The 24,097-nt window shown below is 64.1% G+C and carries 20 protein-coding genes; 18 read left to right on the top strand and 2 right to left on the bottom strand.

Annotation, left to right across the window (positions count from 1 at the left end; translation table 11 throughout):
* Nucleotides 1-5 precede the first annotated feature (5 nt).
* Both KUV81_RS14165 and KUV81_RS14160 read left to right on the top strand, forming a co-directional pair.
* Nucleotides 6-1,367: a sigma-54-dependent transcriptional regulator gene (locus KUV81_RS14165; protein ID WP_222544535.1), complete on the top strand. Its 1,362-nt coding sequence runs from the start codon at nt 6-8 to the stop codon at nt 1,365-1,367.
* On the top strand, nt 1,367-3,451 hold the full coding sequence (locus KUV81_RS14160; protein ID WP_222544534.1) for a cache domain-containing protein: 2,085 nt from the start codon (nt 1,367-1,369) through the stop codon (nt 3,449-3,451). The genes KUV81_RS14165 and KUV81_RS14160 overlap by 1 nt, the downstream gene beginning before the upstream one ends.
* Before the next feature lie 62 nt (nt 3,452-3,513).
* Here the strand turns inward: KUV81_RS14160 and KUV81_RS14155 are convergent, their stop codons facing one another.
* Complete coding sequence (locus KUV81_RS14155; protein ID WP_222544533.1) at nt 3,514-4,419, bottom strand: helix-turn-helix transcriptional regulator; 906 nt, start codon at nt 4,417-4,419, stop codon at nt 3,514-3,516.
* Nucleotides 4,416-5,249, bottom strand: a complete 834-nt coding sequence (locus tag KUV81_RS14150; RefSeq protein WP_222544532.1) for a formate dehydrogenase accessory sulfurtransferase FdhD — start codon at nt 5,247-5,249, stop codon at nt 4,416-4,418. The genes KUV81_RS14155 and KUV81_RS14150 overlap by 4 nt, the downstream gene beginning before the upstream one ends.
* A gap of 271 nt (nt 5,250-5,520) precedes the next feature.
* Here KUV81_RS14150 and KUV81_RS14145 point away from each other — a divergent pair, with 271 nt between their 5' ends.
* The 16 genes from KUV81_RS14145 to KUV81_RS14070 all read left to right on the top strand — a co-directional run bounded on the left by KUV81_RS14145 (nt 5,521) and on the right by KUV81_RS14070 (nt 24,086).
* Nucleotides 5,521-5,976 (top strand): DUF3305 domain-containing protein, encoded by a 456-nt coding sequence (locus KUV81_RS14145; protein WP_222544531.1) that lies wholly within the window; start codon nt 5,521-5,523, stop codon nt 5,974-5,976.
* Complete coding sequence (locus KUV81_RS14140; RefSeq protein ID WP_222544530.1) at nt 5,976-6,548, top strand: DUF3306 domain-containing protein; 573 nt, start codon at nt 5,976-5,978, stop codon at nt 6,546-6,548. The genes KUV81_RS14145 and KUV81_RS14140 overlap by 1 nt, the downstream gene beginning before the upstream one ends.
* 129 nt (nt 6,549-6,677) lie before the next feature.
* Nucleotides 6,678-8,366, top strand: coding sequence for a 4Fe-4S binding protein (locus KUV81_RS14135; RefSeq protein WP_315900088.1), 1,689 nt, complete (start codon nt 6,678-6,680; stop codon nt 8,364-8,366).
* A 12-nt stretch (nt 8,367-8,378) separates the two neighbouring features.
* A complete protein-coding gene (locus KUV81_RS14130) occupies nt 8,379-9,005 on the top strand; it encodes a molecular chaperone (protein WP_222544529.1) in 627 nt (208 codons plus the stop codon).
* A gap of 93 nt (nt 9,006-9,098) precedes the next feature.
* On the top strand, nt 9,099-9,293 hold the full coding sequence (locus KUV81_RS14125) for a twin-arginine translocation signal domain-containing protein (protein ID WP_222544528.1): 195 nt from the start codon (nt 9,099-9,101) through the stop codon (nt 9,291-9,293).
* Nucleotides 9,294-9,304: 11 nt separating this feature from the next.
* Nucleotides 9,305-12,169 carry a formate dehydrogenase subunit alpha gene (locus KUV81_RS14120; RefSeq protein ID WP_222544527.1) on the top strand — a complete coding sequence of 955 codons (2,865 nt, stop codon included), beginning with the start codon at nt 9,305-9,307 and terminating at the stop codon, nt 12,167-12,169.
* A gap of 14 nt (nt 12,170-12,183) precedes the next feature.
* On the top strand, nt 12,184-12,762 hold the full coding sequence (gene fdh3B / locus KUV81_RS14115; RefSeq protein ID WP_222544526.1) for a formate dehydrogenase FDH3 subunit beta: 579 nt from the start codon (nt 12,184-12,186) through the stop codon (nt 12,760-12,762).
* A gap of 16 nt (nt 12,763-12,778) precedes the next feature.
* Nucleotides 12,779-13,837 carry a formate dehydrogenase subunit gamma gene (locus KUV81_RS14110; protein ID WP_261389409.1) on the top strand — a complete coding sequence of 353 codons (1,059 nt, stop codon included), beginning with the start codon at nt 12,779-12,781 and terminating at the stop codon, nt 13,835-13,837.
* Nucleotides 13,838-14,228: 391 nt separating this feature from the next.
* Nucleotides 14,229-14,420: a twin-arginine translocation signal domain-containing protein gene (locus tag KUV81_RS14105; protein WP_222544525.1), complete on the top strand. Its 192-nt coding sequence runs from the start codon at nt 14,229-14,231 to the stop codon at nt 14,418-14,420.
* 12 nt (nt 14,421-14,432) lie between these two features.
* Nucleotides 14,433-17,303 (top strand): formate dehydrogenase subunit alpha, encoded by a 2,871-nt coding sequence (locus KUV81_RS14100; protein ID WP_222544524.1) that lies wholly within the window; start codon nt 14,433-14,435, stop codon nt 17,301-17,303.
* A 14-nt stretch (nt 17,304-17,317) separates the two neighbouring features.
* Complete coding sequence (fdh3B, locus tag KUV81_RS14095; protein ID WP_222544523.1) at nt 17,318-17,890, top strand: formate dehydrogenase FDH3 subunit beta; 573 nt, start codon at nt 17,318-17,320, stop codon at nt 17,888-17,890.
* A gap of 51 nt (nt 17,891-17,941) precedes the next feature.
* Nucleotides 17,942-18,925: a formate dehydrogenase subunit gamma gene (locus tag KUV81_RS14090; protein WP_222544522.1), complete on the top strand. Its 984-nt coding sequence runs from the start codon at nt 17,942-17,944 to the stop codon at nt 18,923-18,925.
* A 440-nt stretch (nt 18,926-19,365) separates the two neighbouring features.
* The gene (locus KUV81_RS14085) at nt 19,366-19,563 is read left to right on the top strand and encodes a twin-arginine translocation signal domain-containing protein (RefSeq protein ID WP_222544521.1); all 198 of its coding nucleotides are present in this window, start codon (nt 19,366-19,368) and stop codon (nt 19,561-19,563) included.
* Between the two features lie 14 nt (nt 19,564-19,577).
* Nucleotides 19,578-22,439, top strand: coding sequence for a molybdopterin-dependent oxidoreductase (locus tag KUV81_RS14080; RefSeq protein ID WP_222544520.1), 2,862 nt, complete (start codon nt 19,578-19,580; stop codon nt 22,437-22,439).
* A 25-nt stretch (nt 22,440-22,464) separates the two neighbouring features.
* Entirely contained in the window at nt 22,465-23,037 is a 573-nt protein-coding gene (fdh3B, locus tag KUV81_RS14075; protein WP_222544519.1) for a formate dehydrogenase FDH3 subunit beta, read from the top strand.
* A 65-nt stretch (nt 23,038-23,102) separates the two neighbouring features.
* Complete coding sequence (locus KUV81_RS14070; protein WP_222544518.1) at nt 23,103-24,086, top strand: formate dehydrogenase subunit gamma; 984 nt, start codon at nt 23,103-23,105, stop codon at nt 24,084-24,086.
* The last annotated feature ends 11 nt before the right edge of the window (nt 24,087-24,097 follow it).

The following is a 24,097-nucleotide window of genomic DNA, read 5'->3' as shown; positions in this document are numbered from 1 at the left end:
CGGTTATGGTCGATAAGCTTCCCCCTTCAACAGCGATGTCGGTCCTGGTGGTGGACGATGAGTCCGGCATGCGCTCGTTCCTGAAGAAGGCTCTCAGCAAGCGGTTCGCCCTGGTCGAGGTGGCCGGCAGCGTCGAGGAGGCGGAGCAGCTGCGCAGCCGCTGCCACTTCGATCTGCTGATCGTCGACATCAGCCTGCCGGGCCGGGACGGCATCGAGTGGCACGAGGCCCTGGACATGGACACCCGTCGCTCGGACGTGATCTTCATGACCGGCTTTGCCGACATGGAAACCGCCATCCGCGCCCTGCGGGCCGGGGCGGTGGATTTCATCCTCAAGCCCTTCCGCCTGGAACAGATGATGCAGGCGGTGGACCGTTGCATCGAACGCCGGCTGCTGAAGCGGGAAAACCTGCTGCTGCGCCGGGAGGTGGCCCACAGCCACCCCAACACCATCATCGGCAACAGCGCCGCCATGGCGGAGGTCAAATCGGTGATCAGCCGGGTGGCCCCCACCAACGCCGTGGTGCTGATCGAGGGCGAGTCCGGCACCGGCAAGGAGCTGGTGGCCCGCTCGCTGCACCAGCTGTCCGGCCGCAGCGGCTCCTTCGTGGCGGTCAACTGCGGGGCCATCGCCCCGGAGCTGCTGGAGAGCGAGCTCTTTGGCCACGTGGCCGGGGCCTTCACCGGCGCCCGTGGGGCCCGGGAGGGGCTGTTCAGCTTCGCCTCCGGCGGCACCATCTTCCTCGACGAGATCGGTGAGATGCCGCTGCAGATGCAAACCGCACTGCTGCGGGTGCTGGAACAGCGCACCATCCGGCCGGTGGGCTCGGAGAAGGAGACCCCGGTGGATGTGCGGGTGGTGGCGGCCACCAACCGGGAGCTGTTCCAGGAGGTGGAGGAGGGCCGATTCCGGCGGGATCTCTTCTACCGTCTCAACGTGCTCAACATCCACATCCCCAGCCTCAAGGAGCGGCCGGACGACGTGGTGGACCTGGTGCACCACTTCACCCGTCAGCTGGCCTCTGAGCTGGGCTTGCGGGAGGTGGCCTGGAGTCACGAGGATCTGCAGGTGATGCAGCGTTACGACTGGCCGGGCAACATCCGCGAGCTGCGCAACCTGGTGGAGCGCTGCCTGCTGCTGGGCAAACCCCCGGCGGAGTATTGGCGCAGCCAGGAGACCCCGGTGACCGAGGCGGCGCCCGGTGCCGGTTACCCCGACGAGATGGAGCTCAAGGAGGTGGAGCGGCTGCACGTGCTGCAGGTGGTGGCGGCCCAGGAGGGCAACAAGTCCGCCGCCGCCCGGGTGCTGGGGGTGTCCCGCAAGACCCTGGATCGCAAGTTTAAAGAGTGGGGTCAGGAGAGCTGATGATCAGAGGCTGGCGACGCCAGGTCAAAAACGACGTCAAGGTGATGACCAGCACGGTGCGCTACCGCCTGCTGGTGCTGATGTTGCTGCCGGTGCTGGTGACCCTGGCCAGCCTGGTGTTCATCACCATCTACTGGAACGTGGCCTACACCGGTAAGCAGCTGTTTATGAAGGTGCGGGCGGATCTGGCGGTGGCCCAGGGGGTGCTGGAGAACCAGGCCGAGGCCCAGGAGCAGGCCCTGCGCCAGACCCAGCACGCCTGGGACTTCAAGCAGCTGACCCAGTCGCTGCACTACTCGGATCGCTCCCTCAATCGTCTGCTGGAGGAGCACCGGGCCCGGCTGGGGCTGGATTTCCTCCGTCTGGTGACCCTGGAGGACGCCCTGGCGGATCCCAAGATGCGCCAGCTGATCCCCGATGACGGCGACGACGCCCGCTCCGGGCTGCAGGTGCTCTCCCGCAAGGCGATGCTGAGGATCAGCCCCGCCCTGGCCCGCAACGCCTCCATGGAGCTCAAGCCCACCCCCATGGCACCGGAGCCCCGCCAGGGGTTCGAGCAGCGGGGCATGGTGATCCGCAGCCTGATCCCGGTGATCGGCCCGGACGGCGAGCGGATGGGTTTCCTGGACGGCGGCGCCCTGATGAACCACAACACCGAGCTGGTGGACAAGATCCGCGCCCTGACCTACGCCGAGGGCACCCTGCCCAACCGGGCCCACGGCTCGGTGACCCTGTTCCTGGACAACGTGCGGATCAGCACCAACGTCCCCTCCCAGGACGAGGATGGCCGGGCGGTGGGCACCCTGGTGTCTGAGCAGGTGCGGCTCAAGGTGCTGGAGCGGGGGGAGACCTGGGTGGACCGGGCCTTCGTCTACAGCGACTGGTACATCTCCGCCTACGCCCCCCTGGTGGACACCAAGGGGGAGCGGATCGGCATGATCTACACCGGCTTTACCGAGGCCCCCTTCGTCCTCAACTACCTGATCAACATCATTGAGATGGGCACCATTTTGCTGCTGGTGATGGCCGGCTCCGGCCTGGCGGTGTACCGCGGTGCCTCGGGCCTGCTCAAACCCATCGACCGCATCCACACCGTGGTGCGGGAGGTGCAGGAGGGGCGCCACCGCCGCATCGGCGATCTGGGGCTGGACCCCTCCAACGAGCTGGCCCAGCTGGGGCGTCAGTTTGATCTCATGCTCGACCAGCTGCAGGAGCGCAGCCAACAGATCCAGGCCGCCGCGGCGCAGCTGGAGATGAAGGTGGAGGAGCGCACCTACAGCCTCAAGCAGCGCACCAAGGAGCTCAAGCGCAATATCCGCCTGCTGGAGGAGACCCGCCAGCAGATGGTGACCAACGAGAAACTGGTGGCCCTGGGGGAGCTGACCGCGGGGATCGCCCACGAGATCAACAACCCCACGGCGGTGATCCTGGGCAACATCGAGCTCATCAAGATGGAGCTGGGGGGCCAGGATCACGAGGTGGACGAGGAGATCGAGCTTATCGTTCAGCAGGTGCAGCGGATCAACACCATCATCCAGTCCCTGCTGCAGTACGCCCGCCCCGGCGATCTGGCGATGCCCCTGGAGCGTCAGCCGGTCAACCCCATCATCGAGGAGATGCTGGTGCTGGTGCGCCACTCCCTGCGTAAGCAGTCGGTGGACGTCCAGCTGGAGCTGGCAGCCACCGCGGCGGTGGAGGTGAACCGCCAGCAGCTGCTGCAGGTGCTGATCAACCTGGTGGTCAACGCCGCCCACGCCCTGGATGGCGAGGGCCAGGTGCGGGTGGCCACCGGCGACTGGCTGGCGGAGGACGACAGCATCAAGGGGGCGTGGATCACCGTCGCCGACGACGGCTGTGGGATCCCCCCGGAGGTGCTGTCGCGGATCTTCGACCCCTTCTTCACCACCCGCAAGCAGGGCACCGGCCTGGGCCTCTCCCTGAGCTACGGCATCATTCGCCGTTTCGGCGGCCTGATGGAGGTGGAGTCGGAGCTGGAGCGCGGCTCGGTGTTCACCATCAAGCTGCCGATGCAGTGCCCGGCCCTGACCGATCAGCAGGGAGTGCAGATCAACGTCCGCTCCTGATTCGGGTTAGTGGCAATCAAAAAAAGCGCCCTCGGGGCGCTTTTTTTGTGGCAGCTGGGGTGTTAGACCGGGCTCCAGATCAGCTTGCCGCAGTCGGTCAGGTCGTAGCCCCCCAGGCGCTGGGCCTGGGACAAGGTGTCCGGGCTCTGCATCACCGCAAACAGCTGCTGCAGGTGCTGGCGGAAGTAGACCCCCTGGGGCATCACCAGGTCGAAGGACTCCCGGCCCAGGGGCACGAAGGCCAGCCCCAGTTCGCCGGCGATGCCGTGGCAACCGAAGCCGAAATCCGCTTCGCCCCGGGCCACCGAGGCGGCCAGCTCCCGCTCGCTGAAGGCGGTGCCCACCAGGTTGAGATCCGTGCCCGCCATGCCCCGCTCCGCCAGCCAGCTGTCGAAGTGGTAGCGGGCGCCGGCGCCCTCCTGGCGGGTGAGCCAGCGGTAGCGCAATGAGAGCGCCTGCTCCACATCCTGGCCCAGGTGGTGGTGCTCATTGCGCATCATCAGGCCAAACTCCCGGCTGGCGGCGTGCACCATCACCCACTGCTTGTGCAGGGCGTGGCGTTTGAGCAGGGCCGGGTGGCGCAGGTCCCGCTCCGACTCGTTGCCCCAGTGCAGGCAGCAGACGTCGGCAAAGCCCTGGGCCAGCTGGGACAGGCCCAGACGGGAATCGGTGGCGGAGTAGTTGACCAGCCCGGTGCTGCCGATGCGCTGGCTGACCCGGCCCACCACCCAGTGCAGCAGGGGGTCGTCGGAGCCGGTGATGATCAGCCGGTCCGACAGCATGCCGCTGTGGCAGGACTCCATCACCCAGCGATCGATCAGGGTCTTGGGGAACAGCCATTTGCCGGTGACCTTGGTGCCCGGCAGCTGGCGTTCGTTGGCCATGGCGTAGACCTTCTTCTCGTTCAAGTCGAGATAGTCCGCCACCTGCTTGGCGTTCATAAACAGGGTGTCGGTGGGCTGGGTCATGCCTGGGCTCCGTCAAATTCGATGGTCTCGGCGCCGTGGTAGACCAGGAAGTGGCGCCCCTTGGCGCGGGCGATCATGGTGATCCCCAGCTGCTTGGCCAGGCTGAGGCCCATCTCGGTCACCCCGGAGCGGGACAGCAGCACCGGGATCCCCATCTTGGCCACCTTGATCACCATCTCCGAGGTGAGTCGGCCGGTGGTGTAGAAGATCTTGTCCGATCCCTCCTGGCCCTCCAGCCACATCTCGCCGGCCAGGGTGTCCACCGCGTTGTGGCGGCCGACGTCCTCGACGAAGCTGAGGATCTCGGTCTCGGCGCAGATCCCGCAGCCGTGCACCGCCCCGGCGTTCTTGTAGGTGTCGTTGTACTGGCCCAGGTTTTTCAGCAGGGCGTAGATCCCGCTCTGACTGAGGCTGGGCACCGGCAGCGTGATCTCATCCAGACCGGCGGTAAAGCTGCCAAACACCGTGCCCTGGCCGCAGCCGCTGGTGACGGTTTTCTCCTCCAGCTGCTTGTCCACGTGGGCGATGTCCTCCCGGGTGATCACCGCCGCGGAGTTGACCTCCCAGTCGACGATCACCGATTCCACCAGGCCGATGTCGCTGATGAAACCCTGGTTTTTGAGGTAGCCCAGGGCCAGGGCCTCGGGCCGGGCCCCCAGGGTCATCAGGGTGACGATGGGCTGCCAGTTGAGGTAGAGGGTCAGGGGTCGCTCGCAGGCGATCTGCTTCTCTTGGATCTGGCCTTTCTCGTCCACCGCGGTCACCGCAATGGTCAGGGGGGCTTCCGCGTGGGTGCGGGAAAGGCGGGGGCGTTTAAGAGATGTGGTCATGGATAATCAACAGCTTGCCAGGGCATTTATACTCACCCTGGGGTAATGCAAAAGCCGTTCCACAGCCCCAGGGGTGGGGAAACGGGATCGAGATCACGGCCAGAGGGGCAAAGTGTCCCAAGCTGTCCCTGGGCTCTGGGACAAATTGTCTCTCCTGGGTCAAAAAGCGTGAGAGGGATCATCCTCTGGCGCCGGAACCAGGGTGGAACGATACTTGCAGCGTGTTGGGCAAAGTGGCCTTCGGGCTCAACCCACACCTTAGGAGCGTGGAATGCAACACAGCGAATCCATCTGGCCCCTGTACGTCACCCTGGCCTCGAAAGAGGTACAGGTCGGGCGCTGGACCCAGACCAACTGGGAGGTGGCCTCCCTGCTGCCCGCCACCGGCAAGGCACCCGAAGGGGCCCACCTGGTGGCCCTGGAGTTGTACCTGGATGAGCGGGCCAACTACCGGCTGAACCTGGACCTGGACCACCCCAAGCTGTTCGTCATCTGCGACGACAAGGGCGACGGCGTGCCGGTGCCCATGTCGGTGACCGCCAACCAGAACGTCGCCGCCGGCGCCCTGGAGGGGGACACCCCGGTGCTGACCTGCGCCATTCCCGAGGCGATCGGTTGCTGGATCGAATCCTTTATCACCCGCCACGGTGAGGCCCCCATCCAGGCCCACCGCCGCAGACACATCGATGTCCGTGGCGAGGCGCGCAAGAGCCGGGAGGAGTCCTGATGAGCCTGTTATCCCGTTGGCAACTGCGCAAGGCCCAGGTGGCCGAGGAGGAGGCCAAGGAGGAGGCTCAGTCGGCGACGGCCCCGGCAGAAGCCGCTCCCACCGATGCCCCCCTCGACGCCGCCGAGACCGCTGAGACTCCGGATGGCGTGCCCCAGGCCGAGGCTCAAGAGGGCACCGAGGCCGAAGCCCTGCCGGATCCCGACAGCATCGAAGAGGGGGGCAGCTTCGCCGACTTCCTCAAGCCGGGGGTGGATCCGAGCAAGCGCAAGGAGGCCCTGCGGGCCCTGTGGAAACAGCCCCACTACAACGTCCGCGACGGCCTCTGCGAGTACGACCTGGACTACGCGGCCCAGCCCAAGCTGAGCGCGGCGGTGGCCGCCGAGGTGGCCAAGAACGTCTTCCGCCACGTGAGCGAAGCGGTGGAAGAGGTGGACAAGGCGGTGGCCCGTCAAGCCGAAGCGTCGGCCGAGGGGGAAACGCCGTCAGAATTACCCAATGTCCCAGGGGAAGAGGGACAAAATGTCGCAGCGTCCGAAAGCGACCCGGACGAGACCAAGACCGAAACGTAATTCAACTGACCAAATTGTGAGCAGTGCTGGTACGTCCCTTGCAGCTAAATTGGGGATCGTTGCCAGCCATGGCAGGGGAAACCCTGCCCATCGACAAACAGAGCAACGACACCGAGTAGGAAACGCAGAGTGAGCAACAGTATCAATCCGGTGCAGGACCAAGCCCGTGAGCAGAGCCTGGCCCAAGTCACCATGCTGGAGAACCTGATCCCGCAGACGGTCTCCTACAACACCGCCGGTCACCTGTTGATCGTCGGTCCGGAAGACCTGATCCGCCTGGCGGCCGCCGAACTGGCGTCCATGGCCAGTCGTACCCTGGTGGCCACCGAAGCGGTGACCAGCCAGGACGAGGCCCACCTGGAGAAGGTGATGGCCGCCGCCGAAGCCACCGAATCCCTGCCGGCGTACTTCAGCCGCAGCGTCTCCGTGAAGGGGTTCCTGGGACAGTTCCAGGCCTTCATCAAGGACGACGGTGCCCAGCGCGAACTGGCCCCCGCCGCGGTGCGCCGCCCCCACTATGACCTGGTGCTGGACATGGGTCAGCAACCGCTGCTGAACCTGGAGCTGCTGCCGCCGGGCTACTTCCACGTTGGCGACGATGCCGACAAGCTGGCCGCCGCCCTGGCCCAGTTGCCGGAGCTGATCGGCCAGTTCGACAAGCCCCGCTACGTCAAGGTCAACTACGACATCTGCGCCCACCACTCCAGCGGCATCGACGGCTGCACCCGCTGCATGAACGTCTGCCCGGCGGACGCCCTGGAGAGCATCGACAACCGGATCACCGTGGATCCGCACCTCTGCCACGGTGCCGGCAGCTGCACCGCCGCCTGCCCCACCGGTGCCCTGAGCTACGACCAACCCACCCCCACGGTGCTGCGGGACTACCTCAAGCGCCTGCTGGGCCGCTACCTGGAGCTGTCCGATCAGCGTCCCGCCGTGCTGCTGCACGACGCCAGCGCCGGTGAGGCCGCCCTGTCGGCCCTGCGTCAGCTGCCGGGTCAGGTGTTGCCGGTGGCCCTGGAAGAGGTCGCCGTGGCCGGACTGGACAGCTGGCTGGCCACCCTGGCCTGGGGCGCCCGCCAGGTGATCGTGCTGACCACCGCCGAGACCCCGGAGACCCTGCTGACCCTGGTGCGCAGCGAGCACCAGCTGGCCACCACCTTGCTGGACGCGGTGGGCGAGCGGGCCGAGCGGATCACCCTGCTGGACGCCGCCGAGCTGGATCGCCTGGACGCCCTGCTGGCGGACAGCGCGACCTTCGCAGAGCTGCCGGTGGCGGCCTTCGGCAAGGACCTGAGCAAGCGCGATACCCTGTTCAACGCCCTGGACCACATCAACGGCGCGGCCGCCGGCCGCATCGAGGTGCTGGAGCTGCCCCGGGTGCCCTACGGTGCCGTCACCGTGGACGCCGACAAGTGCACCCTATGCATGAGCTGTGCGGCCCTGTGCCCCACCCGGGCCCTGATGGACGGCGGCGACAGCCCCGCCCTCAAGTTCACCGAGCAGCCCTGCGTCCAATGCGGCCTGTGTGAACAGGCCTGCCCGGAGAAGGCGATCACCCTAACCGCTCGCATCCAGCTGGACCGCGAGGCGCGTCAGGCCGAGCAGGTGCTCAAGGAGGAGGAACCCTTTGAGTGCATCACCTGCGGCAAGCCCTTCGCCACCAAGGCGGTGGTGGAGAAGATGACCACCGCCCTGGCCGGCCACAGCGCGTTTGCGGGCGACGCCCTGAACCGTTTGAAAATGTGCGAAGACTGTCGGGTGAAGGACCTCTTTACCGACATCCTGAACGATCCCGAAAAACAACTGCGCGTCTAAATTGAGGTAGTGATGACTGAACAACAAACCACCCGGGTCGTAACCGAACATCAGCAGCTTCGCGCTGACATCTACCAGCTGATCTCCGCGTTGCTGCGCCAGGCGCCCAACGCGGAGCTGATGCAGTTTCTGGCCAACCTGGAGCTGGACGAGGACAACGACAGCGACATGGGCAAGGCCTGGCACGGCCTCAAGCTGGCGGCCCAGACTCACCTGGACAGCCAGTTGGACGACGAGTTTTTCAATCTCTTCATCGGCTTGGGTCACGGCGAAGTGATCCCTTACACCAGCTGGTACCTGACCGGCTCGCTGATGGACCAGCCCCTGGCGCTGCTGCGTCAGGACCTGATGCGACTGGGCTTTGCCCGTGAAGAGAGTGTGAAAGAGCCCGAGGACCACCTGGGGGCGCTCTGTGAGGTGATGGCGTTTCTGCTGCTCGAATCGAGACAGCAGGAGCAGATCACCTTCTGGCAGCGTCACCTGGAGCCCTGGGTAGACCAGTTCTTTACCGATCTGGCCAAGGCCAAGAACGCCTCCTTCTACGTCGCTGTGGCGGCGCTGGGGCAAGCGTTCTTCGCTGCGGAGAAGGTGGAGTTTGGCAACCTGATCCTGGATGTGCAGGTGCAGCAGACCGGCTGAGCCGGTGTGTGCCAGACCGGATGGGTAAAGGTTCCGGTGGTGGGGCAGAGGGCTGTCGCCCCACCTTAAATCCAGCAACACCATGGAGGTGTTATGAACGATCGGCAAACCCGATTGGACCGCCGCCGCGCGCTCAAGGCCCTGGGCCTTGGGGCGGGGGCTGCTGCCCTCAGCAGCGGTGCGGTTCAGGCCCAGACGTCCGAGCCTGAGGCCACGCCTGTCACGAAGCCATCCGGCTACCGTGAAACTCCCCATGTCCTAACCTACTACGCCACGCTGCGCAAATAAGGAGGCTTAGGATGAAACTCACACGTTCAGTACAAGCCAATAAAGTCGCCAGCGAGAAGAAGTCGCTAGGGCTCAATCGGCGCCAGTTCCTGAAAAACGCCGGGGTGACCGCCGGTGGGATCGCCGCCGCCTCCATGCTGGGGCAGGGGATGATCCGCAAGGCCGAAGCGGCCCAGGGCAGTGGCTCCGGTGAGACCAAGACGGTGCGCACCATCTGCTCCCACTGCTCCGTGGGATGCGGCGTTTACGCCGAAGTGCGCAACGGTGTCTGGGTGGCGCACGAGCCGGCCTTCGATCACCCCATCAACCGCGGCAGCCACTGTGCCAAGGGCGCCTCACTGGTGCACCACACCCACAGCGAAAAGCGGGTCAAGTACCCGATGAAGCTGGAGGGAGGCAAGTGGACCAAGTTGAGCTGGGAGCAGGCGATCGAGCAGGTGGGCGATCTGATGCTCAAGATCCGCGAAGAGTCCGGACCCGATTCCATCTACTTCATGGGCTCGGCCAAGACCAACAACGAGCAGTCCTATCTGTATCGTAAGTTCGCGGCGATGTGGGGCACCAACAACATCGACCACTCCGCCCGGATCTGTCACTCCACCACGGTAGCCGGTGTGGCCAACACCTGGGGCTACGGCGCCATGACCAACTCTTACAACGACATGCACAATTGTAAGAGTATGATTTTCATCGGCTCCAACGCCGCTGAAGCCCACCCCGTTGCCATGCAGCACGTGCTCACCGGTAAAGAGCGCGGCGCCAAGATGATCGTGGTCGACCCCCGCTTCACCCGTACTGCGGCCCACGCCGACGAGTACGTGCACATTCGACCCGGTACCGACATCCCCTTCGTCTACGGCCTGCTCTGGCACATCTTCGAGAACGGTTGGGAGGACAAGGACTTCATCGCCCGTCGGGTGTGGGGTCTGGACGCCATCCGCGAGCAGGTGAAGAACTACCCGCCGGATGAGGTGGAGAACATCTGCGGCACCGGCGAGAAGCAGATGTACCGCGTGGCCAAGACCCTGGCCGAGCACCGTCCCGGCACCATCGTCTGGTGCATGGGCGGCACCCAGCACACCGTGGGTAACGCCAACACCCGTGCCTACTGCATCCTGCAGCTGGCCCTGGGTAACATGGGCGTTTCCGGCGGCGGGGCCAACATCTTCCGTGGCCACGACAACGTGCAGGGCGCCACCGACTTCGGCCTGCTGTTCGACAACCTGCCCGGTTACTACGGCCTGTCCGAAGGCGCCTGGCAGCACTGGTCGCGGGTGTGGGAGCTGGAGTACGAGTGGGTGAAAGCCCGCTTCGACCAGGGCACCTACCTGGGCAAACAGCCGATGACCTCACCGGGGATCCCCTGCTCCCGCTGGCACGATGGCGTGAGCGAGGACAAGGACAAGATCGGCCAGCGCGACAACGTGCGGATGTCCTTCTTCCTGGGCCAGTCGGTGAACACCGAAACCCGGGGCCGTGAAGTGCGTGAAGCGCTGAACAAGATGGATGCCGTGGTGGTGGTCGACCCCTACCCGACCATGGCCGGTGTGATGCACACCCGCAAGGACGGCGTCTTCCTGCTGCCCGCTGCGACTCAGTTCGAGACCTACGGCTCGGTGTCCGCCTCCAACCGCTCGCTGCAGTGGCGCAGCCAGGTGGTGGAACCCGTGTTCGAGTCCAAGCCGGACCATGAGATCATGTACCTGCTGGCCAAGAAACTGGGTTTTGCCGACCAGATGTTCAAGAACATCGAGGTGCGCGGCAGCGTGCCGCTGATCGAGGACATCACCCGCGAATACAACCGCGGCATGTGGACCATCGGCTACACCGGTCAGTCCCCCGAACGGCTCAAGCTGCACCAGGAAAACTGGGGCACCTTCGAGTACGAAGACCTGCAAGCCAAGGGCGGCCCGGCCAAGGGCGAGACCTACGGCCTGCCGTGGCCCTGCTGGGGCACCCCGGAGCTCAAACACCCGGGCACTCACATCCTCTATGACACCTCCAAGCACGTGATGGAGGGGGGCGGTAACTTCCGTGCCCGCTTCGGTGTGGAGTACGAGGGTGAGAACCTGCTGGCGGACGACGCCGGTTCCCTGGGCAACGAGATCGGCGAAGGGCATCCGGAATTCACCTCCGACATGCTCAAGCAGCTGGGCTGGTGGGATGACCTGACCGAAGAGGAGAAGGCCGCCGCCGAGGGGCGCAACTGGAAGACCGACCTGTCCGGCGGGATCCAGCGCGTCGCCATGGCCCACGGCTGCATCCCGTTCGGCAACGCCCGGGCCCGCTGCCGGGTCTGGACCTTCCCGGATGAGATCCCGGTTCACCGCGAGCCGCTCTACACCCCGCGTCGGGATCTGGTGCAGAAGTACCCCAGCTACGAAGACCGCCAGGTGGCGCGTCTGCCCACCCTCTACCGCTCCATCCAGGAGAAGGTGATCGCCGAGGATCTGGACAAGAAGTTCCCGATGATCGTGACCACCGGGCGCCTGGTGGAATACGAGGGCGGCGGCGAGGAGACCCGCTCCAACCCCTGGCTGGCGGAACTGCAGCAGACCATGTTCGTCGAGATCAACCCCGCCGACGCGTCGGATCGGGGCATCCGCGATGGCGATGCGGTGATCCTGCACTCGCCGGAAGGGCCCAAGCTGCACATCCACGCCATGGTGACCGAACGGGTGATCCCGGGCGAATGCTTCATGCCCTATCACTTCGCCGGCATCTTCGAAGGCGAGTCGCTGGTCCCCGGTTATCCGGAGGGAACGGTGCCCTACATCCAAGGGGAGTCGGCCAACACGGCGATGACCTACGGCTATGACATCGTCACCCAGATGCAGGAGACCAAGGTGTCGATCTGCCAGATCAGCAAGGCTTAAGGACGGGAGTCATTATGGCTACGATGAAATTCCTGTGCGACACCAAGCGCTGCATCGAATGCAACGGTTGTACCGTCGCCTGTAAGAGTAAAAACGACAGTGCCCTGGAGTGGGGGATCCAACGCCGCCGCGTCGTCACCATGCACGACGGCGTGGTAGGCAAGGAGGTCTCCATCTCCGTGGCCTGCATGCATTGCTCCGACGCCCCCTGCATGGCGGTGTGCCCGGCGGACTGCTTCGAGCAGACCGAAGAGGGCATCATCCGCCACAGCAAGGACAAGTGCATCGGTTGCGGTTACTGCCTGTACGCCTGCCCCTTTGGCGCGCCGCAGTTCCCGAAACAGACCGCCTTTGGCGCCCGCGGCAAGATGGACAAGTGCACCTACTGTGCCGGTGGTCCGGATGCCGAACCGGGTTCCGAGAAGGAGGCGCGCCTGTACGGGGCCAACCGCATCGCCGAAGGCAAGCTGCCGTTCTGCGCCGAGGTGTGCTCCACCAAGTCGCTGCTGGCCGGGGACGCCGAGGTGATCTCGGAGATCTTCCGTCAGCGTGTGGCGATCCGCGGTGCGGAAAACGCCGGCTGGGATGGCTGAGCAAGGAGGACGCGTTATGAGACTCTCAGTAACGCTCCGGCGCGCCCTGGCGACGCTGGTGCTGGCAACGGCTTTTGCCGTGCCCGCGCTGGCCAGCGAGGCGACGTCGGAGGCCGATGCCCAGTTGGTGCAGTCGGTGATGGCAGCCCAGGCCGCGGAGGTGGCGGGGGAAACCCCGGCCGCTTCCGGTGAGCTCAATCCCCTGTGGAGCGAGGTCAAGGCCGGGGAGACGGGGCGAACCACCTCGGACAGCCGTTTCCACAACAACCTGATCAACACCTATGATCCCAACCTGATCCAGGCCCGCGCCGGCTGGTTGTCTCAGGTGCTGACCCTGGCACTGTTTGGCATGATCGTGATCTTCGCACTCTTTGTGCTGGTCAACGGTGCCGCCAAACTGGAGAAGGGGTTCTCCGGGGTCGAGGTGCTCAGGTGGTCCAAGGCCGACATCTTCATCCACTGGTTGATGGCCATCCCCTGCATCCTGCTGATCCTGACGGGACTCTCCCTGATGGCGGGACGCTTTGTCTTCGGTTCCTTCCTGGGGCCGGAGGGGGTGGGGGCGCTGGCGGCCATCGCCAAGCCGATCCACGACTACATGGCGATCCCCTTTATCGTGGGGGCGATCCTCGCCATGATCCGCTGGATGAAGCACAACATCCCGGCCGCCTACGACCTGAAGTGGTTCCTGGTGGTGGGGGGGTACCTGAACTTCGGGCCCTTCAAGGGCAAGCATCCGGATTCCGGGTTCTCCAACGCCGGTGAGAAGTTGTGGTTCTGGTCCTTCACCATCTTCGGCCTGGCGATCATCGGCTCCGGCATCGTGATGCTGTTCCCGGAGCAGGTGGATCCCAGCCGCACCGCCAGTCTGACCGCCATCTTCATTCACGGCATCTCCGCCATTGTGCTCACCGGCTTTACCGTGGTGCACATCTTTATGGCGACGGTGCTGTCGGAAGGCGGTTTCCCGGCGATGACCAGTGGCTACGTGGACGAGAACTGGGCCAAGCAGCACCACAACGTCTGGTACGACGAAATAAAGGCCGATGGCACCATCCAGTACAAGCAAGGATAAGTGCTGAAATAGGAGGCGTTCTCAACGCCCCCTTGGTCAACGACAAAACCCCGCCTCGGCGGGGTTTTTTAATGGATTCCAGGGCGTGAGTGAGTTCTCAAAATGACGAAAATGTTGGTTTGCTTATGTTTGGTGTCGCAAATCGATAAAGTCGGTGCAAATTACACGGTAAAACGACCCTGGGAGGCGAAGTTTTTTCGAAGGGACAAAAGGTCGCACTCTTTACCAAATGGTAACTTCAGCGAGGGGTGTTCAACAAAAGTGCCCATTCGACGACAAAATTCTTCGTGAGCCAGTTCAAGGTTAATAACATCTCAAGCGGTCATTCTTACGCGCGTTTGTGAACGGCGCGCCCTCTGGCGCCAAGTGTCATGACCCACTAAGGATGATTATGAAACAGCAACCCTCTCTGGCTCGTCGCCAGTTCCTCAAGCAGGTGGCCACCGGCACCGCGGCCGGTGCGGCCGTGATCGCCGTGCCTTCTGCCGTGGCCCAGACCCCGGTCGAGGCCTCTTCCAAGCACCAGGGCTACCAAGAGTCCGAGCACGTGCGCAACTACTACGCCGCCGCCCGCGGCCTGTGATCGGAGAGCATCATGAAACTGACGCCTAATACGACTCAGGTGGCGCCGAAAGCCGACGCGCCCCTGGGCCTGAACCGCCGCCAATTTTTGAAAAACGCCGGTGTCACCACCGGGGGGATCGCCGCCGCCTCCATGCTGGGCACCGGCATGATCAAAAAGGCGCAAGCCGCCACCGCGGTGGACCCCAACGCCCCCACCGAGATCAAGCGCACCATCTGTTCCGCCTGTGCGGTGGGCTGTGGTGTGTACGCCGAGGTCCAGAACGGTGTCTGGACTGGGCAGGAGCCGGCCTTCGACCATCCCTTCAACCGCGGTGGGCACTGTGCCAAAGGTGCCGCGCTGCGTGAGCATGGCCACTCCACTAAGCGCGTGAAATACCCGATGAAGCTGGAAGGCGGCAAGTGGAAGAAGATCACCTGGGAGCAGGCGATCGACGAGGTGGGCAACCAGATGCTGACCATCCGCGAGCAGTCCGGTCCCGACTCCATCTACTTTATGGGCTCCGCCAAGTTCTCCAACGAGGGCTGCTACATGTACCGCAAGTTCGCGGCCATGTGGGGCACCAACAACGTGGATCACTCCGCCCGGATCTGTCACTCCACCACGGTAGCCGGTGTGGCCAACACCTGGGGCTACGGGGCGATGACCAACTCCTTCAATGACATCCGTCATGCCAAGGCGATCTTCTTCATCGGCTCCAACCCCGCCGAGGCCCACCCGGTCTCCATGCAGCACATCCTGACCGCCAAGGAGCGCGGCGCCAAGATCATCGTTATCGATCCGCGCTTCTCCCGCACCGCGGCCCACTCGGACCTGCACGTTGGGATCCGCCCCGGTACCGACATCCCCTTCATCTACGGCATGCTGAACGTGATCTTCGAGAACGGCTGGCACGACCAGACCTTCATCGATCAGCGCGTCTGGGGCATGGAGGACATCCGCAAGGAAGCCGCCAAGTTCCCGCTGGCCGAGGCCGCCGAGGTGTGTGGCGTCGAGGAGCAGGCGATCTACAACGCCGCCAAGATGATGGCCGAGAACCGCCCCGGTTCCGTGGTCTGGTGTATGGGTGGCACCCAGCACACCGTGGGTAACGCCAACACCCGTGCCTACTGCCTGCTGCAGCTGGCCCTGGGCAACATGGGTCAGTCCGGTGGCGGTACCAACATCTTCCGTGGCCACGACAACGTTCAGGGTGCCACCGATCTGGGCCTGCTGTTCGACACCCTGCCGGGTTACTACGGCCTGTCCACCGCCGCCTGGAAGCACTGGTCCCACGTCTGGGATCTGGAGGAGAGCTGGGTCAACGGTCGCTTCGACCAGGGCGAGTACCTGGGCAAGAAGCCCCAGAACACCCCGGGCATGCCCTGCTCCCGTTGGCACGACGGCGTGCTGGAAGACAAGCAGAAGCTGGCCCAGCGCGACAACGTGCGCATGGGCTTCTTCTGGGGTCAGTCCGTCAACACCGAGACCCGTCAGCGCGACGTGCGCGACGCCCTGGACAAGATGGACACCGTGGTGGTGGTCGATCCCTACCCGACCATGGCCGGTGTGATGCACCGCCGCAAGGATGGCGTCTACCTGCTGCCCGCTTGCACCCAGTTCGAGTCCACCGGCTCCCTGTCCAACTCCGGCCGCTCCGTGCAGTGGCGTGAGCAGGTGGTCGAGCCGCTGTTCGACTCCAAGAACGACATCGAGATCATGTACCTGCTGGCCAAGAAGCTGGGCTTCGCCGAGCAGTTCACCAAGCGGATCCAGGTCAAGGGCAACCAGCCCGTGGTGGAAGACATCACCCGGGAGATCAACCGCGGCATGTGGACCATCGGCATGTCCGGTCAGGGCCCGGAGCGGATCAAGGCACACACCATGAACTGGGGCGCCTTCAGCGTTGAGGACCTCCAGGCCCCGGGCGGCGAGTTCAAGGGCGAGACCTACGGTCTGCCGTGGCCCTGCTGGGGCACCCCGGAGCAGAAGCACCCGGGCACCCACATCCTGTACGACACCTCCAAGCCGGTGCTGCAGGGGGGCGGTAACTTCCGTGCCCGCTTCGGCGTCGAGCACCAGGGCGATAACCTGCTGGCGGAAGGCTCCTTCCCCGTGGGTAACGAGCTCAAGGACGGTCACCCGGAGTTCACCGCCGAGATGCTCAAGCAGCTGGGCTGGTGGAACGAACTGACCGCCGAGGAGCAGGCCGAGGCCGAAGGCAAGAACTGGAAGACCGACCTGTCCGGCGGCATTCAGCGCGTTGCCATGGCCCACGGCTGCATCCCCTTCGGCAACGCCAAGGCGCGCTGCAAGGTGTGGACCTTCCCGGATCCCATGCCGGTGCATCGCGAGCCGCTGTACACCCCCCGTCGTGATCTCATCGCCAAGTACCCGACCTACGACGACATGCAGGTTCACCGTCTGCCCACCCTGTACAAGACCATTCAGGACAAGGTGATCAGCGACAACCTGGACAAGAAGTACCCGCTGGTGCTGACCTCCGGCCGCTTGGTGGAGTACGAGGGGGGCGGTGAAGAGTCCCGTTCCAACCCCTGGCTGGCGGAACTGCAGCAGGAGATGTTCGTCGAGATCAACCCGGTGGACGCCGCCGACCGCGGCCTGCGCGACGGCGACAACGTCTGGCTGGAGGGCGCCGAAGGCGGCCGCATCAAGGTGCAGGCGATGGTGACCGAGCGGGTCAAGCCCGGCGTCACCTGGATGCCCTACCACTTCGCCGGTGTGATGCACGGTGCCGACCTGGATTACCCGGAGTCCGGTGGCATCAGCACCAAGCCCTACGTGGTGGGCGAATCCGCCAACACCGCCCTGACCTACGGCTACGACCCGATCACCCAGATGCAGGAAACCAAGTCTTCCCTGTGTCAGATCGAGAAAGCGTAAGGAGTAACTGACTCATGGCTACCATGAAATTTATGTGTGACACCAAGCGCTGCATCGAGTGTAACGGCTGCGTCACCGCCTGTAAGAACGAAAACGATTCCGCCCTGGAGTGGGGCATCCAGCGCCGTCGCGTGGTCACCATCAACGATGGTAAACCCGGCGAAGCCTCCATCTCCGTCGCTTGCATGCACTGCGCCGACGCCCCCTGCATGAAGGTGTGCCCGGTCAATGTGTTCAGCAAGACCGAAGACGGCATCGTGCTGCACGACAAAGAGCGCTGCATCGGCTGTGGCTACTGCCTGTACGCCTGCCCCTTTGGCGCCCCGCAGTTCCCGAAAAAAGCGGTGTTCGGCTCCAAGGGCAAGATGGACAAGTGCACCTTCTGTGCCGGTGGCCCGGCCGTCGAGGCCGGCTCCGCCAAGGAGAAGGCCCTGTACGGTGCCAACCGCATCGCCGAAGGCAAGCTGCCGATGTGCGCCGAGCTGTGTTCCACCAAGGCCCTGCTGGCGGGCGATGCGGGCACCGTGTCCGACATCTACCGTGAGCGTGTGGTCAACCGTGGTCACAAAGACGGTGCCTGGGGCTGAAGCCTGACCGGTCGGGGCGCACGCCGCCCCGACCCTGTCTAAGGAGCAATGATGTTTTCCAAGATGCTGAAACCCCTGCTGGTGCTGCTGGCCCTGCTGCCCTCCCTGGCCCTGGCCAGTGACGCCGGCATGGTGGCGGCCCAGGCGGGGAACGAAGCGGAGGTGGTGTGGCAGGCGATCCAGCAGGGCGCCGAGGGCCGCACCGTGTCCGAATCCGAGTTCCACGCTCAGCTGATCAACCCCCAGGATGAGCGACTGCTGCCCCTGCGCAGCGACATCCTGGCCCCGGGCCTGGCCCTGGCGCTGTTTGGCATGATCGCGGCCTTTGCCGCCTTTATCGCGGTGAACGGGATCTCCAAGCTGCACGACGGTTTCTCCGGCAAAATGGTGTACCGCTGGTCCAAGGCGGACGTGGCGATCCACTGGCTGGGGGCCATCCCCTGCCTGCTGCTGATCCTCACTGGCCTGACGTTGCTGGCGGGACGCCTGATCATCGAGCCCTACCTGGGCCAGCAGGCGTTCGCCACCATGGCGGCCATCGCCAAGCCGGTGCACGACTACATGGCAATCCCCTTTATGCTGGGGTGGTTGCTGATGACCGTGAAGTGGGCCAAGAACCAGATCCCCGCCAAGTACGACATCGCCTGGTTTATGGTGGTGGGCGGTTACATCAACTTCGGGCCCTTCAAGGGCAAGCACCCGGACGCGGGCTTCGCCAACGCCGGTGAGAAGTTGTGGTTCTGGGCTTTCGCCCTGTTCGGTGGCGTGATCTCCGCATCCGGCGTGATCCTGCTGTTCCCGGAGTACGTCGAGCCCTCCCGCAGCCTGAGCCTGCTGTCGCTGATCATCCACGGCGCGGCGGCGATCATCATCTGTGCCTTCTCCATCGTCCACATCTTCATGGCCACCGTCATGTCCGAGGGCGGCATGGAGTGCATGGTGTCCGGTTACTGCGACGAGAACTGGGCCAAACAGCACCACAATGTGTGGTACGACGAGATCAAGGCCAACGGCGAGCTCAAGTACAAGGAGTAAGAGCGTTAAAAACCCTGGCCTTACCGGCCAACTGATAATGCCTCTTATTTGACTCTAAGCCCCGCAATCGCGGGGCTTTTTTGTTCCCAGCAGGAAGTTGATCTGGATCACAAAACGGGTATTTTCTCGTCCTTGGTTTACCAATCTGGGCAAGGAAAGCAAAAAACGGTAAATCCCTTCCCCGAACCCCCGCCGCAATTTGAAGCATGTCCACTGCGACACAATGACTCACCCCTAACCCGGTTTTTACAAAAGACGGGAAAACCACGTGCTGCATCACGAAAACAGGGAAATTTCGACTTGCGCCAGATCAAGATATCTTCTGCGGCGTCACGTCATGATGCATCCGTCGATTGACACGACTGTACGGGCAGGCCGTGGCCAAATTCGTCCCACCGGGGTGAGCGGGCCGGGCCTGGTACACAGAAATAAGGAAGCTTATGAAAACCGAAAAGCCTTTGGCTCGACGCCAATTCCTCAAGACCCTGGCGACCGGCAGTGCCGCCGCCGGTGCGGCCCTGGCCGCCCCCTCGGTAATGGCCGCACCCAGCGGTGAAACCCTGACCGAGAACAAAACCCAGGGGTACCGCGAGACCGACCACGTGCGTCGCTACTACGACGTCGCCCGCGGCCAGTAATTGAGGAGAACACCATGAAACTGACTCGCAAAGGCAATGGTATCCAGGACTCCGGCTCCCTGGGCATGAACCGTCGCCAGTTCCTGAAAAACGCCGGTGTTACCACCGGTGGGATCGCCGCTGCCTCCATGCTGGGTGCCGGCATGGTCCGCAAGGCCGAAGCCAAGGCCGTCAGCGCCGAGGGTCCCGTTGAGCGCGTGAAGACCATCTGTTCCCACTGCTCCGTGGGCTGTGGCATCTACGCCGAAGTACAGAACGGTGTCTGGACTGGCCAGGAGCCGGCCTTCGACCACCCCATCAACCGCGGTGGCCACTGTGCCAAGGGCGCGTCCATCCGTCACCACGGCCACAGTGAGAAGCGGGTGAAGTACCCGATGAAGCTGGAAGGCGGCAAGTGGAAGAAGCTGACCTGGGACCAGGCGATCAACGAGATCGGCGACCAGATGCTGAAGATCCGCCAGGAGTCCGGTCCGGATTCCGTCTACTTTATGGGCAGCGCCAAGTTCTCCAACGAACAGGCCTACCTGTACCGTAAGTTCGCGGCCATGTGGGGCACCAACAACGTCGACCACTCCGCCCGGATCTGTCACTCCACCACCGTAGCCGGTGTGGCCAACACCTGGGGCTACGGCGCCCAGACCAACTCCTACAACGACATGCACAACTGTAAGGCGATGCTCTTTATCGGCTCCAACGCCGCCGAAGCGCACCCGGTTGCCATGTCCCACGTGCTCACCGGTAAAGAGCGCGGCGCCAAGATGATCGTGGTCGATCCTCGCTTCACCCGTACTGCGGCCCACGCCGACGAGTACGTGCATATCCGACCCGGTACCGACATCCCCTTCATCTACGGCCTGCTCTGGCACATCTTCGAAAACGGTTGGGAAGACAAAGACTTCATCCGCCGTCGCACCTACGGTATGGACGCCATCCGTGAGGAAGTGAAGAAGTACCACCCAGAAGAGGTGCAGGACCTGACCTCCGTTTCCCCGGAGCAGATGCGCCGCGTGGCCAAGACCCTGGCCGAGCACCGTCCGGGCACCATCGTCTGGTGTATGGGTGGGACCCAGCACACCGTGGGTAACGCCAACACCCGTGCTTACTGCATCCTGCAGCTGGCCCTGGGCAACATGGGCGTTTCCGGTGGCGGTGCCAACATCTTCCGTGGCCACGACAACGTTCAGGGCGCCACCGACTTCGGCCTGCTGTTCGACAACCTGCCCGGTTACTACGGCCTGTCCGAAGGCGCCTGGAAGCACTGGTCCAACGTATGGGACCTGGAGTTTGACTGGGTGAAGGGCCGCTTCGACCAGGGTTCCCACCTGGGCAAGGTGCCGATGAACACCCCCGGCATCCCCTGCTCCCGCTGGCACGACGGCGTGCTGGAGGACAAAGCCAAGATCGGTCAGAAGGACAACGTGCGCCTGGCTTTCTTCTGGGGCCAGTCCGTCAACACCGAGACCCGTGGCCGCGAAGTGCGTGAAGCGCTGAACAAGATGGACACCGTGGTGGTGGTCGACCCCTACCCGACCATGGCCGGTGTGATGCACCAGCGTAAGGACGGCGTCTACCTGCTGCCCGCCGCGACCCAGTTCGAAACCTACGGTTCCATCTCCGCCTCCAACCGCTCCCTGCAGTGGCGTTCCCAGGTGATTGAGCCGATGTTCGAGTCCCTGCCGGACCACGTGATCATGTACAAGATCGCCAAGAAGGTGGGCATGGCCGACGAGATGTTCAAGCACATCCAGGTCAACAACGACGAGCCGCTGGTGGAAGACATCACCCGCGAGTTCAACCGCGGCATGTGGACCATCGGTTACACCGGTCAGTCCCCGGAGCGTCTGAAGCAGCACCAGGAAAACTGGCACCTGTTCAGCTGGGAAGACCTCAAGGCCCCGGGCGGCGAGGTGAAGGGCGAGACCTACGGTCTGCCGTGGCCCTGCTGGGGCACCCCGGAGCTCAAGCACCCCGGTACCCACATCCTGTACGACACCTCCAAACACGTCATGGAGGGGGGCGGTAACTTCCGTGCCCGCTTCGGTGTCGAGCACAACGGCGTCAACATCCTGGCCGAAGATCCCGGCTCCAAGGGCAACGAGATCGGCGACGGTCACCCCGAGTTCGACCACAAGCTGCTCAAGCAGCTGGGCTGGTGGGACGAGCTGACCGCCGAAGAGAAAGCCGCTGCCGAAGGCAAGAACTGGAAGACCGACCTGTCCGGCGGGATCCAGCGCGTCGCCATGGCCCACGGCTGTATCCCCTTCGGTAACGCCAAGGCCCGCTGCAAGGTGTGGACCTTCCCGGATGAGGTACCGGTTCACCGTGAGCCGCTGTACACCCCGCGTCGCGATCTCATCGCCAAGTACCCGACCCACGACGACATGCAGGTGCACCGTCTGCCCACCCTGTTCAAGTCCATCCAGGACCGGGTGATCAGCGACAACCTGGACAAGAAGTTCCCGCTGGTGGTCACTTCCGGTCGTCTGGTGGAGTACGAAGGGGGCGGTGAAGAGACCCGTTCCAACCCCTGGCTGGCCGAACTGCAGCAGGAGATGTTCGTCGAGATCCACCCCGCGGACGCCGCCGACCGTGGCATCCGTGATGGCGACAACGTCAAGCTGAAGTCGCCGGAAGGCGCAGTTATCGGCATGAAGGCGATGGTCACTGAGCGTGTGACGGTGGGCGAGACCTTTATGCCCTACCACTTCGCCGGTGTGTTCGAAGGTGAGGAGCTGCAATACCCCGAGTCCGGTGGCGTCAGCACCAAGCCTTACGTGGTGGGTGAGTCCGCCAACACCGCATTGACCTACGGGTACGACCCGGTGACCCAGATGCAGGAAACCAAGTGTTCCCTGTGCGAAATCGTCAAAGCCTAACGTCGGCCTAAGGAGATAAGCCCATATGGCGACCATGAAATTCATGTGTGACACCAAGCGCTGCATCGAATGTAACGGCTGCGTCACCGCTTGTAAGAACGAAAACGACTCCGCCCTGGAGTGGGGCATTCAGCGCCGTCGCGTTGTGACCATCAACGATGGTAAGCCCGGCGAAGCCTCCATCTCCGTCGCTTGCATGCACTGCGCCGACGCCCCCTGCATGAAGGTGTGCCCGGTCAACGTGTTCAGCAAGACCGAAGACGGCATCGTGCTGCACGACAAGGAACGCTGCATCGGCTGTGGCTACTGCCTGTACGCCTGCCCCTTCGGCGCCCCGCAGTTCCCGAAGCAGTCCGCCTTCGGTTCCAAGGGCAAGATGGACAAGTGCACCTTCTGTGCCGGTGGTCCGGGCGTCGAGGCCGGCTCCGCCAAGGAGAAGGCCCTGTACGGTGCCAACCGTATTGCCGAAGGCAAGCTGCCGATGTGCGCCGAGTTGTGTTCCACCAAGGCCCTGCTGGCGGGCGATGCGGGCATGGTGTCCGACATCTACCGTGAGCGTGTGGTCACCCGTGGTCACAAAGACGGTGCCTGGGGCTAAAGCGGCCCGCTGAAACCGGGGGCGGTCCTAGGGCTGCCCCCTCAGTCCTTTGTGAAGGAGCAACTATGTTCACAAAACTGCTGAAGCCGCTGTTGATGCTGCTGGTGATGGCACCGGGCCTGGCCCTGGCGTCGGATCCCGGCACCGTGGCGGCCCAGTCCGGCAACGAAGCCGAGGTGGTGTGGCAGGCGATCCAGCAGGGCGCCGAGGGCCGTACCGTGTCCGAGGTGGAGTACCACGCCCAGCTGATCAATCCCCAGGATGAGCGCCTGCTGCCCCTGCGCAGCGACGTGCTGGCCCCGGGCATGGCCCTGGCGCTGTTTGGCATGATCGCCGCCTTTGCCGCCTTTATCGCGGTGAACGGGATCTCCAAGCTGCACGGGGGCTTCTCCGGCAAGATGGTGTACCGCTGGTCCAAGGCGGACGTGGCGATCCACTGGCTGGGGGCCATCCCCTGCCTGCTGCTGATCCTCACCGGCCTGACCCTGCTGGCGGGACGCCTGATCATCGAGCCCTACCTGGGCCAGCAGGCGTTCGCCACCATGGCGGCGGTCGCCAAGCCGGTGCACGACTACATGGCGATCCCCTTCCTCATCGGCTGGGTGCTGATGACCGTGAAGTGGGCCAAGAACCAGATCCCGGCCAAGTACGACCTGGCCTGGTTCATGGTGGTGGGTGGCTACATCAACTTCGGGCCCTTCAAGGGCAAGCACCCGGACGCGGGCTTCGCCAACGCCGGTGAGAAGGTGTGGTTCTGGACCTTCGCCTTCTGCGGCGCCATCATCGCCGCCACCGGGGTGATCCTGCTGTTCCCGGAGTACGTGGAGCCTTCCCGCAGCCTGAGTCTGCTGGCGCTGATCATCCACGCCGCCGCGGCGATCATCGTCACCGCTTTCTCCATCGTCCACATCTTCATGGCCACCGTCATGTCCGAAGGTGGCATGGAGTGCATGGTGTCCGGTTACTGCGACGAGAACTGGGCCAAGCAGCACCACAACGTGTGGTACGACGAGATCAAGGCCAACGGCACCCTGAAGTACAAGGAGTAAGGTGGCCGGCT

Source organism: Ferrimonas balearica (genome assembly GCF_019802085.1).
In the GTDB taxonomy this organism is placed as follows: Bacteria; Pseudomonadota; Gammaproteobacteria; order Enterobacterales; family Shewanellaceae; genus Ferrimonas; species Ferrimonas balearica_B.
This window is presented reverse-complemented; position numbering and strand designations above follow the sequence as displayed.

Excerpts from the sequence above, each read along its gene's own strand:
- KUV81_RS14105 (WP_222544525.1), top strand. The coding sequence starts at position 14,229 with ATGAAACAGCAACCCTCTCTGGCTCGTCGCCAGTTCCTCAAGCAGGTG.
- KUV81_RS14150 (WP_222544532.1), bottom strand. The coding sequence starts at position 5,249 with ATGACCACATCTCTTAAACGCCCCCGCCTTTCCCGCACCCACGCGGAA.
- KUV81_RS14155 (WP_222544533.1), bottom strand. The coding sequence starts at position 4,419 with ATGACCCAGCCCACCGACACCCTGTTTATGAACGCCAAGCAGGTGGCG.
- KUV81_RS14090 (WP_222544522.1), top strand. The coding sequence starts at position 17,942 with ATGTTTTCCAAGATGCTGAAACCCCTGCTGGTGCTGCTGGCCCTGCTG.
- KUV81_RS14145 (WP_222544531.1), top strand. The coding sequence starts at position 5,521 with ATGCAACACAGCGAATCCATCTGGCCCCTGTACGTCACCCTGGCCTCG.
- KUV81_RS14110 (WP_261389409.1), top strand. The coding sequence starts at position 12,779 with ATGAGACTCTCAGTAACGCTCCGGCGCGCCCTGGCGACGCTGGTGCTG.
- KUV81_RS14070 (WP_222544518.1), top strand. The coding sequence starts at position 23,103 with ATGTTCACAAAACTGCTGAAGCCGCTGTTGATGCTGCTGGTGATGGCA.
- KUV81_RS14120 (WP_222544527.1), top strand. The coding sequence starts at position 9,305 with ATGAAACTCACACGTTCAGTACAAGCCAATAAAGTCGCCAGCGAGAAG.
- KUV81_RS14140 (WP_222544530.1), top strand. The coding sequence starts at position 5,976 with ATGAGCCTGTTATCCCGTTGGCAACTGCGCAAGGCCCAGGTGGCCGAG.
- KUV81_RS14085 (WP_222544521.1), top strand. The coding sequence starts at position 19,366 with ATGAAAACCGAAAAGCCTTTGGCTCGACGCCAATTCCTCAAGACCCTG.
- KUV81_RS14160 (WP_222544534.1), top strand. The coding sequence starts at position 1,367 with ATGATCAGAGGCTGGCGACGCCAGGTCAAAAACGACGTCAAGGTGATG.
- KUV81_RS14100 (WP_222544524.1), top strand. The coding sequence starts at position 14,433 with ATGAAACTGACGCCTAATACGACTCAGGTGGCGCCGAAAGCCGACGCG.
- KUV81_RS14080 (WP_222544520.1), top strand. The coding sequence starts at position 19,578 with ATGAAACTGACTCGCAAAGGCAATGGTATCCAGGACTCCGGCTCCCTG.
- KUV81_RS14165 (WP_222544535.1), top strand. The coding sequence starts at position 6 with ATGGTCGATAAGCTTCCCCCTTCAACAGCGATGTCGGTCCTGGTGGTG.
- fdh3B (WP_222544526.1), top strand. The coding sequence starts at position 12,184 with ATGGCTACGATGAAATTCCTGTGCGACACCAAGCGCTGCATCGAATGC.
- KUV81_RS14130 (WP_222544529.1), top strand. The coding sequence starts at position 8,379 with ATGACTGAACAACAAACCACCCGGGTCGTAACCGAACATCAGCAGCTT.
- fdh3B (WP_222544519.1), top strand. The coding sequence starts at position 22,465 with ATGGCGACCATGAAATTCATGTGTGACACCAAGCGCTGCATCGAATGT.
- KUV81_RS14125 (WP_222544528.1), top strand. The coding sequence starts at position 9,099 with ATGAACGATCGGCAAACCCGATTGGACCGCCGCCGCGCGCTCAAGGCC.
- fdh3B (WP_222544523.1), top strand. The coding sequence starts at position 17,318 with ATGGCTACCATGAAATTTATGTGTGACACCAAGCGCTGCATCGAGTGT.